The sequence below is a fragment of the Thiomicrospira aerophila AL3 genome (assembly GCF_000227665.2).
GTDB classification, from domain to species: Bacteria; Pseudomonadota; Gammaproteobacteria; order Thiomicrospirales; family Thiomicrospiraceae; genus Thiomicrospira; species Thiomicrospira aerophila.
This window is the reverse complement of sequence record NZ_CP007030.1, coordinates 1,419,353-1,431,754: the sequence shown is the minus strand read 5'-3', so window position 1 is coordinate 1,431,754 and position 12,402 is coordinate 1,419,353. Positions and strand designations below refer to the sequence as shown.

Here is a 12,402-nt window from a genome sequence, read left to right as displayed (position 1 = left end):
AAGCCGAGTGAGTAATCAGATGAGTCATACGCGAGCCTATCAAAGCGTCGCTAATCAGCAGCAACCAACTTGGCAAGAAGTTGAACAGCACATGCCACTGGTCAAGAAAATTGCTTATCATATGCGAGGGCGTTTACCTAGTTCTGTATTGGTAGATGATTTGATTCAGGCTGGTGTGGTTGGCTTATTAGAGGCTTTGCAAAAATATGCCCAACAGCAGGGTGCGAGTTTCGAGACCTATGCTTCGATTCGAATTCGCGGGGCGATGATAGATGAAATTAGACGTGGTGATTGGACACCACGTTCGGTTCACCGTAAATCACGCGAGATTAGTAGGGTGATTGCTGAGCTTGAAAGTAAGCTCGGACGTCAGCCAACAGATGATGAGATTTCCAATGGTTTAGGCATAACAATTGCTGAGTATCATCAAATGCTACAGGACTCGCAAGGCGCATCACTACTATCGATTGATGAACCTGATCATTTTGAATTGGCTGAATCGCACATTTCAGATGACAAAGATGATAATCCATTAAGTCTACTTGCTCAGGATGATTTCAAGCAGGCTTTGGTAGGGCATATCGACCAGCTACCAGAAAAGGAAAAGCTTGTTATGGCTCTGTATTATGATGAAGAGCTTAATCTAAAGGAAATTGGTGAAGTATTAGGTGTGAGCGAATCGAGGGTTAGTCAAATTCACTCTTCGGCGATTAAGCGATTACGTTCAAAGCTAGTAAACTGGACATAAATTTAAAGTTAATAAGATAAAGACTAAGATAGGTATTTTTAATGATAAATCGTGACATAAAAATTCTTGTAGTTGATGACTTTTCAACCATGCGCAGAATTGTTAAAAATCTGTTAAAAGAATTAGGGTTTAACGACTTTGATGAAGCAGACGACGGTGCAACTGCGTGGCCGATGGTACAAACGGGTAAATACGATTTTATTGTCAGTGACTGGAATATGCCTAAGATGACAGGCATTGAGTTATTGCGTCGTGTTAGAGCAGATCAGCAATTAAAGGATACGCCTTTCTTATTGATCACGGCTGAAGCTAAACGCAGTCAAATCTTGGAAGCGGCTCAAGCCGGTGTGGATGGCTACATAGTTAAGCCTTTTACGGCAACTACGCTTAATGAAAAGATTGAAAAGATTTTTGAGCGTGTTGCACAGCGTTCATCCTAATTACGAATTCGAGGTTGGATATGCAAGATGCTAGCACAGTGCAGACCTCATCTGCATTACAACAACTAACTGAGTTTTGGCAGAATGAGTTTGGCGATCAACAAGCACAATGGCTTGAATCTTATGAGTATTTATTCGAGCAGAGTCAACAGACCGCAAATACTGTTCTTGAAGTTTGCGAGCAGTTACAGTTCAACGTGGATGATGGCGATCAGGCTACACATGTAGCCTTACAAAAAATCATGCAAGCTCAAGAGTTTGCGGATTTGCACGGACAGATTTTAAATCGTTTGACGTCTGAATTGCGTAGTCAGCATGAAAAGATGCGCGAAATATTAGGCGAGTATCGCACTAATAGTGATGATGATGCTGAACAGCGCGAGCAGGGTATGGGCCCAAATATTACCAGACGCAGTAAACAAGATAGCGTGTCTTCTCAGCAAGAAGCCGATGACCTATTGGCTCAACTGGGTCTCTAGTTTTGTTTAAACAAAACGCTTGTGGACAGTCAAAAAAGGATTGCGAATAGTGGATGAGGAAATCTTACAGGATTTTTTAGTTGAAGCTGATGAGTTACTTGTTCAGTTGGATGAGCAGTTGATTTCGCTTGAAGCGGCTCCAGATGATGGGGAGTTGCTGAATGCCATCTTCCGTGGTTTTCACACGATTAAAGGCGGCGCCGGCTTTTTAGGTGTTAATTCGTTGGTAAGCGTGTGCCATCTTGCTGAAAATGTTTTTGATCGTATTCGCAATCAACAATTGGCCTATGATGCGCAGGTAGCTGATACCATTTTAAAAGCCTTTGATGTTATTCGGGCGATGATTAGTGCTTTGCAGCAGGGTGAGCGCGAACTTCAAGATGCACCCAGTGAGGTTTTGAAAGCACTTGAGTCAATCTATCGCGGTGAGCTGGTTGCTGAAAGCGCCACTGATGAGGCCCTTGAAGATGTAGAAGCTGAAACGGATGATTTAATTGCTGTTGCTAGCCCTCCTCTTGCTTTGCCTGATGATGTTGATCCTGATGGTGATATGACCGATGAGGAGTTTGAGGCGTTGCTTGCTCAACGAGATGCGCTTACTCAGAGTCCACTTGCCGAACCCGTTGTCGAACTTGAGCTCCCTGATGGGGTTGACCCTGACGGTGAGATAACTGACGAAGAATTTGAAGCGTTGCTCGCTCAGCGCGATGAAAAAATAGCCGCTCCTGAGCCAACCAAACCAAAGTCAGCTGTTTCGACCGCATCCGCGGCTAAAGTTACAGATGTTAAGCCCAAGCCTGTAGAGGTGCCTGCCGCTAAACCTGTAGCTGTAAAACCGACTGCCACAACAACTAGTCCAGCCGCCGCACAACCTGCTGCTGCGCCAGAGTCAACTGTTCGAGTAGATACAAAACGCTTAGATGAGATTATGAACCTGGTGGGTGAGCTGGTATTGGTGCGCAATAGATTGTTAACCATTCGAAGCCATGACGGTGGTGTTGAGGCGCTAGCAAACGCAGTTTCCAATTTGGATCATGTCACCACTGATTTGCAAAATGCGGTTATGAAAACACGGATGCAGCCGGTTAAAAAAGTATTTGGACGCTTTCCTCGTGTTGTACGTGATTTGGCTAGAAAGCTTGGTAAGCATATTGATCTCGAGTTGCGTGGTGAAGAAACTGACTTAGATAAGAATCTAGTTGAGGCCTTATCCGATCCGCTAGTGCACCTAGTCCGCAACTCTGTAGATCACGGTATTGAGTTACCTGATGAAAGAATTAAAAACGGTAAAGATAAAACAGGAAAAATCATTCTTGCTGCAGAGCAGGAGGGCGATCATATTCTGCTATCAATTCTCGATGATGGTAAGGGGATGGATCCTGATTTATTGCGTCGTAAAGCGGTTGAAAAAGGCTTGATGGATGAATTGGCGGCTCAGCAATTAGATGATCGTCAGGCCTATATGTTGATTATGGCTGCAGGTTTCTCTACTGCTGAAAAGGTGAGTGACATATCGGGTCGTGGCGTGGGTATGGATGTGGTCAAAAATATGATCACCAAACTCAATGGTAGTATTGAAATCGACTCAAAATATGGTGAGGGTACGCGGATTTTAATTCGTGTGCCATTGACCTTGGCTATTTTGCCTACCTTGATGGTCTCTTTTGATGGCGATAGCTATGCGGTACCTTTGACGAGTGTGCAAGAGATTTTTGATTACAATGCGGATAACGTCAATTTTATTGATAATCGTAAGATGGTACGCTTGAGAGACAAAAGTGTGCCATTGTTATTTCTGTCTAATTGGCTGAAACCAGATCAGGCTATCAGCGATTTTAAGGGCTATAAAGTCGTTATTGTTTCTTTTGGCAGTCAGCGGGTTGGTATGGTCGTTGAACAGGTAAACGGTCAAGAAGAAGTCGTGATCAAACCTTTGGGGGTCAAGTTGTCAAATTTACGAGGTTATGCCGGCGCGACGATTACAGGCAATGGTAATATTGCACTTATTTTAGATGTCCCTGGCGTTGTTGAACGTTTTCAATAGGTAAAGTGTGAAAGACGTGAATATTTCAGACCAAAAAGATAATGACTATGATGACGAGCGTCTGCATAAGACCATTCGTTTTGTTGTGTTCAGTTTAGAAGATGAACGATATGGATTAAGTGTTAATCGTATTCGTGAGGTCTTGAGGGTTGGGCAAATTCGGCAAGTACCTGGCTCGTCTGCGGAAGTATTGGGTGTCATTAATGTTCGTGGGATTATTATTACTGTGGTAAGCGCCAGGCGTTTATTTCGATTGCCTGATAAGCCTCTTTCAGATCAAGCTCGGATTATTGTGGTTGAGCTAGATGATGAGCATGCAATAGGCTTGTTAGTTGATCAAGTGCAAGAAGTGCAAGATATACCTGAGCATTTATTTGAATCCTTATCTAACTATAATAATAGTCGTGGTGCAAAAGGGATCTCGAGCATCGCGCATTATCGTGACCAAGTCATCATTCAGGTCGATCTAGAAAGCCTGTTTGAGTAGTTGTTTTAATAGCCTTGGGTAAATAGTATTTTGCGGCATGAAATGGGCGCCCTGGTTTTTGCAGATTTTGATCTTTCACCTCAGGTTTTTGCTTATTAAGTTGCTGTTGTAGCGCCCAATTTATGTGTTGATCAACCATTTCACTGACCTTGCCAAGGTTTTTTTCAAGCAATGTAACAATATCGACATCAAATTGCGCATTTCCTAGGGCTGTGGCGATATTTCTTTGCCATTTTTCATAGCCAATTCGTCTTATGGGTGAACCGGCCGTGTTTTGCTCAAATTCTGCTTCTGTCCAACTAAACAGCTCAATCAAACTGGCTTGGTCAAGCTGATGGCGCACTTTAAAATCGACCTGCTGGTTGGGTGGCGTAAAATGATTCCAAGGACAGACTAATTGGCAATCATCACAACCATAAATGCGATTACCCATTAAAGGCCGTAATACTTCATCAATAGGGCCGGGATGTTCAATGGTCAAATATGAGATACATCGGCGGGCGTCAACAACACCGTCGGCGACAATCGCTTGGGTGGGGCATTCTTGGATGCAGGCCTGGCAGCTACCACAGCCATCTTTTACTGATCTGGTGTGTGTTGGAAGTATCAAATTCGTATAAATTTCACCAATAAAAAACCACGAGCCGGCTTTAGGGTGAATTAATAGGCTATTTTTGCCTAAAAAACCTAATCCCGCTTTATGAGCGAGTTGTCGTTCCAGTACTGGCGCTGAATCAACAAAGCCACGGAGTGCAGCTTGAGGTTCTAGTGTGAGGATATATTCCGCCAGTTTGGCTAGCTTTTTTCTCAGAACCTTATGATAATCTCGTCCAAGTGCATAACGTGAGATATAAGCCTGTTGTGAAGATTGAAGCTGTGTAATAGGGTGGTGTTGTTCATACTCAAAGTAAGGCATTAACACACTAATAACACTTTGGGTGCCTGGAATCAGTTCAGTTGGCCGGGTACGTTTGGTTCCATGCTTTTCCATATAGTCCATGGTGCCGTGATAGCCTAAGCCGATCCAATTAAAGTAATCAGCTTCATGTGCACTCAAGTCGGTATTGCTAATACCACAATGACTAAAACCTAAGCTGTAGGCATGTTGTGAAATAAGCCTACTTAATTGATTTAAATCGTCAGCGTTTTCGGAGGCGTTTGATATATGGTTCATGATCAGTATTCTACCAAACAATACTATTTAGCTGATACGGAAACGACTCAGAAGATGGGGCAAGGGTTAGCAAACCATTGGTTGCAGACTTCATCAAATGATCGTCCTAGAGTGTGGTATCTTGCTGGCGATTTGGGTGCTGGTAAAACGACCTTTTCTCAAGCATTTATCAAAACGCTGATGCAAGACGCGACCTTAAGGGTAAAAAGCCCAACCTATACACTCATTGAAAGTTATGAGTCGGACACCGACGATTGCAGAGTATTGCATGCGGATTTGTATCGCTTGGTAGAGGCTGAAGAACTTGAGTATCTAGGTTTTCGTGATCTGGAAATGCAAGCGGATGTGTTGTTAATTGAGTGGCCGTCAAAAGGAGAGGGTTTTTTGCCTAAAGCAGATATTATTTTAGACTTAAGTATTTCTGATACGGGCCGTTACCTAAATATAAAAACGTTTGATTCTTGCATGCAGGATTGGTTAGCTCGGTTTGATTGAAGCTAAAAATTACTTTAAAAAACACTTACAACCTATTGTTGTTGTTGATTTTTGCTGTTTCGATGGATTATACTGAAGATACGAATTAATCAGCAGGTGCTGTAGCCATGTACTTCTCTAAGCCAGTCACATCAAAATCTAAACTAGGGCTTCAAGCCTTATTTACGCTGTTGTTACTGTTAACAAGCCAGGTGGCTATTGCTGCAGAAGTCAATAGTGTGCGTTTGGGTCAAACGCCGGATCAGACGCGCGTGGTGTTCGAAATGGCAAATACGGATGTTTATCGGGTGATGCACCTTGATAATCCACCGCGGATTGTCATTGATTTTCCAGGCGCTCAAAGTAATGTCAGTTTTCGTAATCAGCGTTTTCAAGATCCCCGCTTGTCAGGCATTCGTATGGCAACCGATGCGCAGAGAACGCGCGTGGTACTGGACTTATCAGCAGGATATGAGTATAAGCATTTTGTGTTAGCAAAAACAGCTCAGCGCCCGCAACGTTTAGTGGTCGATATTAGTGAGCGTGTACGTCAGGTTGCGCCACCGCTTGCTGACACCCAAATAGCTCAAGCGCCGGTAGTCGCTACGCCTGCCGCTACAGTGTCACAATCTACACCTTCGCAATCTTCTCCAGCGACTGTTGTCGCAAAAGCGCCTCAACCAGCTCCGGCACCAGCCCCCGCGGCATCACAAACGCCAGCTGCAGCTGCAGCGCCCAAACCAACTGCTGCGCAGCCAGTATCATCTTCACCCCAGCCCGCGGTGGCCCAACCGGCGGTGCGCAACACCTTGCAACAGCATAATCGCATGAGTAAAGAGTTTGTGATTGCCATCGATCCGGGTCATGGCGGTAATGATGTGGGTGCGATTGGCCCCTCGGGTTTATTCGAAAAAGATGTGGTGCTGGCCATTTCTAAACAACTAAAAGCAGAGATTGATCGGTTGCCGGGTATGCGAGCGGTACTGACGCGTGATCGTGATGTCTATGTTGGATTGGATGAGCGTGCGCGAATCGCTCGTCGCCATCAAGCGGATTTATTCGTTTCGGTTCATGCTGATGCCTATACTAGTCCACAACCCCGTGGCGGTTCGGTGTATGTATTATCACAGCGTGGTGCTTCAAGTGCCATGGCGCGCGCGATTGCTGAGCGTGAAAACGAGGCATTAGGCATTGTCACGCTCGCTGGGCGTGATCAAGATGTGGCTTTTGTGCTGAGTGATTTATCACGTGAGTCGAGTTTACAAGCGAGTCGTAAGTTAGGTTCTCAGGTGCTGGCCGCCATGAATGGCAATGGCTTGCATTTACATAAATCATCGGTGCAGGCCGCTAATTTTGCGGTGTTAAGATCAATCGATATGCCTTCTATTTTGGTCGAGGCGGCATTTATATCGAATCCCGAGGATGAAAGGCTATTAGTGAATCCAAGATTTCAGCAACAATTTGCGCGATCTTTAGCAAGTGGTTTGCAAGCATTTTTGCAAGAATCTGGACATAAGCCTAATTGGGGTGAGCCTTTGTTTGTGCGCCATCAAATTCAACGAGGTGATAATCTATCAAGCATTGCCGATACCTATGGCGTGAGCACCCGTGAACTGATGCAATTAAATGGCTTACGTAACCCTAATCAATTAGTCGTGGGTCGCACATTGCGTATTCCTATTACTGATAAAATGACTGTTCATTATCATCGTACATATCGAGTGCAGTCAGGAGATACCTTGTCGCGTATCGCTCAGCGCCATGGTGTGTCGGTCAATGAGATCATGCAGATGAATAATCTTACCAATGCCAATCAACTTAGGGTGGGCACCGAACTACGGATTCCTATTCGTCAACAATTGCTTGCAGCGAGTTAATATCTTGTCAATCAGGTTGGGTTAGTTGGACGTTATTGTTAGAATAGCGTCTTTCTTATCAAGTCCACTATCCAGATGAATACAAATCGTATTACCTTGATGCCAGATGCGCTTGCCAATCAAATTGCGGCTGGCGAGGTGGTTGAGCGCCCAGTGTCTGTAGTTAAGGAGCTAGTCGAAAACGCACTCGATGCTGGCGCTACCCAGATTACGGTTTGGCTTGAGGAAGCGGGTATTGAGCTTATAGATGTGCAAGATAATGGTGTGGGCATCGTAGCAGATGACTTACCACTAGCGGTGGAACGCCACGCGACCAGTAAAGTTAAAAGTTATGATGATTTAGCTTGCGTCGCCAGTTTGGGTTTTCGAGGCGAGGCTTTGGCCAGTATTGCATCGGTAAGTCAATTTAGTCTGGTGAGTTACCATCCAACAGAACCTCACGCCTGGTTGTTGCAAAATCAAGTGGATGGGCGCTGGAGTCCACTTGCACCGACCGCCGCTCCCTTGGGTACGCGTATTAAGGTGGCCTCTCTTTTTTACAATACACCGGCCCGTCGCAAGTTTTTAAAAACCCCGCGTGCAGAGTTTACCCAAATTGAAGATTATCTTAAACGTACTTTGCTAGTGAATCAGCACCTTGGTTTGCGCTTAATCCATAATGCCAAACAAGTGTTTGATTTTGTACCTGCGATCGAACCAGCCAAGTATTTGACACGTCTTGCAGCCTTATTAGGTGAGGCTTTTGTCGAGCAGTCCTTGCATATCAGTCAGTCTTTGCCAGGAGTAAACCTAGAAGGCTGGGTGAGTTTGCCTACTTATCATCGAGGCTTGGCCGATAAACAGTTTGTATTTGTTAATGGCCGTATTGTACGCGATCGCCAATTATTGCAAGCAGTCAAGCTGGCTTATGCCGATGTGCTTTATCATGGGCGCCATCCCGTTTTTGTGGTGTTTATTAACGTGCCCTTTGATCAAGTCGATGTGAATGTGCATCCGGCTAAGTATGAAGTGCGTTTTCAACATGCCAGGCAGGTGTATGATCATGTCCGGCGCGCTATTCGAGATGCCATTATGCAGCCGCTTGTCATGGGTCAAGAGGGCGCAACCAGGCCTGCTAACGGGGATGCAATCGCGCAAAGGACGGATCAGCCAAATTTGCAGCAATCAACTCCGCGTCAACCCATCATCCGTCAAACGTCATTGAGCTTGGCTTCTGCTCGTTCAGATTCAACTCAAGATTTAGCCGATGCCTTCGCTTTTCAGCAGCCCGCTCAATCAAACTATGCCACGGCGATACAGCCAGATAGTCTACCGATTATTCAAGAGTCTGGTGAGCAGCAAGCACTTGCCCCGATGTTGGGTTTTGCCAAAGCGCAAATAAAAGGGGTGTTTATTTTGGCGGAAAATGCAGCCGGCCTGGTATTGGTGGATATGCATGCTGCCCATGAGCGCATTGTCTATGAGCGTTTAAAAGGCCAATGGCGTGACCAACAAATTGTATCGCAACCCTTGCTGGTGCCTTTAGTGCTGCATCTGTCATCTGCAGCCATCTTGCATTGGGAAGCGAATGTGGCTTGGTGGCAAGGTTGGGGGTTTGAGTTTGAACAGCTGGGACCGGAACAACTTCGCGTTATGGCCGTCCCTGCTGTTTTGCAAGGTTTAAATCTGACGGAGTTACTTGAAAAGGTCTTTGCAGATTGGCTGACCGAGCAACGACCTGAAACAATGCTGGAGGAAGAGTTTGCCGCGATTTTATCACGACGCGCTTGTCATGGCTCGGTTCGGGCTAATCGTCAATTAACCCTTGCGGAGATGAATCAACTGTTACGTGACATGGAACAAACACCCGCTTCTTCTCAATGTAATCATGGCCGTCCAACTTGGGTACAGCTATCCATGGATCAGCTTGATCAATTATTTATGCGAGGACGTTAATGTCAGAGCCCGCCAGTAACTGGAATCAATTTATCGAGCAGTCCAATGCCATAGCCATTATGGGGCCTACCGCCAGTGGCAAGACCGCTCTGGCTTTAGCGCTCGCCAAGCGACTACCCATTGAAATTATCAATGTGGATTCGGTGCTAATTTATCGTGATTTAAATATCGGCGCAGCCAAGCCGACGGATACGGAGTTAGCTCAAGTACCGCATCACCTTATTAATTTCTTGGGGCAGGCGCAAAGCTACTCAGTAGCTGAATTTGTAACGGACGCACAGCGCCTTGCGACGGAAATTTTTGCACGCGGTAAGATTCCTGTCTTAGTGGGCGGGACGATGATGTACTTTAATGCCTTGACGCAAGGTTTGTCGGATTTACCAACTGCCGATGCTGATATACGCGCTAGGTTGCAGGCTGAATTTGAGCAAAATCCAGCAGAGCTGCATGCCAAGCTACAGAAAGTAGACCCCCAAGCAGCGGCGAGGATTAATCAAGCCGACCAGCAACGTTTGATTCGCGCATTAGAAGTTTATGAGGTCAGTGGTCAGAGTTTAAGTAGTTTGCAACATAGTCGCTCGACGCCATGGACCTATCCATTACTTAAGGTCGTATTGATGCCAGCATCACGTCAAGCCTTGCATGACAAAATTACACAGCGGTTACAGGGTATGTTTGATGCAGGCCTGGTGGAGGAAGTGGCCTCTCTGGCTAAGCAGTCAGAACACAATCCTGATAGTCCGGCGATGCGCAGTGTCGGTTATCGTCAGGTATTGGAGTTTTTTGCCGGTCACTACCCTAAAGAAATGTTATTTGATAAGGCGTTAGTAGCGACTCGGCAGTTGGCTAAACGCCAAATCACCTGGTTGCGTAAAGAAACTGATGGCGTTATTTTGGACCCCTATGCGTATAGTCCTGATCAGTTGGTCGCTCAGGTGCTCGAAGAAGTGGCTCGAAAATGTAAAGATATGGCCGAATAGTTGTGATATGCTTTTTGAGTCGAAAAAAATAATACCATTTACAATAATAAGGATAGCAAAATGGACAAGCTAAAACCGGCTAAGGCCGTTCCCATTCAAGACCCCTATTTAAACGCCCTGCGTAAAGAACGTATTAACGTGTCTATTTATCTCGTTAACGGCGTCAAGCTGCAGGGTCGCATTGACTCGTTTGATCAGTTTGTTGTGTTGTTGCGTAGCAATGTCACGCAAATGGTTTATAAACATGCCATTTCTACTATTGTGCCGATGCGTGATCCGAAAGCCTATGATTTTGCCACTCAAAACGATTCAGACAAAGCCGACGTGGAATAAGCCAACTTTAATATGGAATTATTTGGGCGCCTAGAGCGTAAGCAACTTGATGTTGCTATTTTGGTTCATGTTGATTTTGAAGATGAAACCTGTCGAGAAGAGTTAACTGAGTTTTTAGAGCTGGTCGAATCGGCAGGCGCAGAGCAGGCCGAGTTAGTCAAAACTAAGCGCGATCGTCCAGACGCTAAACTATTTATTGGTTCAGGCAAGTTAGATGAGGTCGCGGCAGCGGTCGCTTTACACCAAGCAGATGTGGTGATTTTTAACCATGCATTAAGTCCGGGACAAGAACGTAATATAGAACGGGTGGTTAAAGCCCGTGTGATTGACCGGGTAGGGTTGATTCTGGATATCTTTGCGCAGCGCGCGCGTTCTCATGAAGGTAAGTTGCAAGTTGAGTTGGCGCAGTTGCGTCACATGTCCACTCGTTTGGTCCGTGGTTGGACTCACTTGGAGCGTCAGAAAGGCGGTATAGGTTTGCGTGGGCCGGGTGAAACCCAGCTTGAGTCAGATAAACGTCTGTTGCAAGAGCGAATTAAGCATTTGTTAAAGCGTATTGAAAAAGTCCGCAAACAACGCGCATTAGGTCGTCAATCACGGCAACGATCAGACCATCCTACTATCACGCTAGTGGGTTATACCAATGCAGGCAAGTCAACTTTGTTTAACCAGCTGACTGCGGCTGATGTCTATGCCGAAAATCGATTATTTGCCACGTTAGATGCCACCTTGCGGAGTGTGCATTTACCGGGTGGTGGTCAAGCCATTTTGGCTGATACCGTTGGTTTTATTCGCCACATTCCCCATGATTTAGTGACGGCATTTCGTTCTACATTAGAAGAAACCAGCGAGGCGGATCTGCTGATTCATTTGATTGATGCCGCTGATCCACTACGAGATGATAAAATTGCGCAAGTACAACAGGTTATCACGGAAGTAGGGGCAAACGATGTACCGCAATTATTGGTTTTTAATAAGATTGATTTACTAAAGCCGGCTGTTGAGCCCCATGTTGATTTTGATGAAGAAGGCCAGCCAGCGCGGGTGTGGATTTCAGCCCAAAATAATCTGGGATTAGATTATTTAAAAGATGCGTTAGCGAGTTTCTTTAAAGGTCAATTTGTCAGGATTTTTATCAAGCTTGGGGCGGAAGCGGGCCATCGTCGTGCCCAATTGTATGCCTTAGGTAAGGTGGAGCAAGAGGCTAGTGATGACGATGGCACGATCGGACTGCAGGTGTATTTAACTGAGCAACAATATCATCAAGTGTCAAAGTGGCCAGAGTGTCAATATATTGAAAAATTACAGGAAGCCGTAGTCTAATAACTAGCTAGTAATGGCAATACATGCGATTATCCTCATGTATTGTGAGTTAATGGATGACAACACGACTTTATAACCCTAAAATATAGCATCCCAAAAATGACTGGA

The 12,402-nt window shown here is 45.4% G+C and carries 12 protein-coding genes; 11 read left to right on the top strand and 1 reads right to left on the bottom strand.

Features of this window, described 5'->3' with window-relative positions; genetic code table 11:
• Nucleotides 1-19: 19 nt before the first annotated feature.
• From THIAE_RS06980 to THIAE_RS06960, 5 genes are read left to right on the top strand one after another with little or no spacing between them, the layout of a single operon-like run.
• Nucleotides 20-748 carry an RNA polymerase sigma factor FliA gene (locus THIAE_RS06980; RefSeq protein WP_006461103.1) on the top strand — a complete coding sequence of 243 codons (729 nt, stop codon included), beginning with the start codon at nt 20-22 and terminating at the stop codon, nt 746-748.
• 41 nt (nt 749-789) lie between these two features.
• Nucleotides 790-1,188: a chemotaxis response regulator CheY gene (locus THIAE_RS06975; protein WP_006461102.1), complete on the top strand. Its 399-nt coding sequence runs from the start codon at nt 790-792 to the stop codon at nt 1,186-1,188.
• Nucleotides 1,189-1,208: 20 nt separating this feature from the next.
• Nucleotides 1,209-1,667 (top strand): protein phosphatase CheZ, encoded by a 459-nt coding sequence (locus THIAE_RS06970; protein WP_006461101.1) that lies wholly within the window; start codon nt 1,209-1,211, stop codon nt 1,665-1,667.
• Between the two features lie 49 nt (nt 1,668-1,716).
• A complete protein-coding gene (locus THIAE_RS06965) occupies nt 1,717-3,711 on the top strand; it encodes a chemotaxis protein CheA (protein ID WP_006461100.1) in 1,995 nt (664 codons plus the stop codon).
• A 7-nt stretch (nt 3,712-3,718) separates the two neighbouring features.
• Complete coding sequence (locus THIAE_RS06960; RefSeq protein ID WP_006461099.1) at nt 3,719-4,198, top strand: chemotaxis protein CheW; 480 nt, start codon at nt 3,719-3,721, stop codon at nt 4,196-4,198.
• On the opposite strand, the gene queG is transcribed toward THIAE_RS06960, so the two are convergent.
• Complete coding sequence (queG, locus tag THIAE_RS06955) at nt 4,164-5,372, bottom strand: tRNA epoxyqueuosine(34) reductase QueG (RefSeq protein WP_025299357.1); 1,209 nt, start codon at nt 5,370-5,372, stop codon at nt 4,164-4,166. The two genes, THIAE_RS06960 and queG, sit on opposite strands and share 35 nt — an antisense overlap.
• Here queG and tsaE point away from each other — a divergent pair.
• The 6 genes from tsaE (at nt 5,364) to hflX (ending at nt 12,294) form a co-directional block, all read left to right on the top strand.
• A complete protein-coding gene (gene tsaE / locus THIAE_RS06950) occupies nt 5,364-5,867 on the top strand; it encodes a tRNA (adenosine(37)-N6)-threonylcarbamoyltransferase complex ATPase subunit type 1 TsaE (RefSeq protein WP_006461097.1) in 504 nt (167 codons plus the stop codon). The genes queG and tsaE overlap by 9 nt on opposite strands.
• A 107-nt stretch (nt 5,868-5,974) precedes the next feature.
• Complete coding sequence (locus tag THIAE_RS06945; RefSeq protein ID WP_006461096.1) at nt 5,975-7,723, top strand: N-acetylmuramoyl-L-alanine amidase; 1,749 nt, start codon at nt 5,975-5,977, stop codon at nt 7,721-7,723.
• Nucleotides 7,724-7,798: 75 nt separating this feature from the next.
• Nucleotides 7,799-9,658 (top strand): DNA mismatch repair endonuclease MutL, encoded by a 1,860-nt coding sequence (mutL, locus tag THIAE_RS06940; protein WP_006461095.1) that lies wholly within the window; start codon nt 7,799-7,801, stop codon nt 9,656-9,658.
• On the top strand, nt 9,658-10,638 hold the full coding sequence (miaA, locus tag THIAE_RS06935) for a tRNA (adenosine(37)-N6)-dimethylallyltransferase MiaA (protein WP_006461094.1): 981 nt from the start codon (nt 9,658-9,660) through the stop codon (nt 10,636-10,638). Before mutL ends, miaA begins: the two co-directional genes overlap by 1 nt.
• 60 nt (nt 10,639-10,698) lie before the next feature.
• A complete protein-coding gene (gene hfq / locus THIAE_RS06930; RefSeq protein WP_006461093.1) occupies nt 10,699-10,971 on the top strand; it encodes an RNA chaperone Hfq in 273 nt (90 codons plus the stop codon).
• 12 nt (nt 10,972-10,983) lie between these two features.
• Nucleotides 10,984-12,294 (top strand): ribosome rescue GTPase HflX, encoded by a 1,311-nt coding sequence (hflX, locus tag THIAE_RS06925; protein WP_006461092.1) that lies wholly within the window; start codon nt 10,984-10,986, stop codon nt 12,292-12,294.
• Nucleotides 12,295-12,402 lie beyond the last annotated feature (108 nt).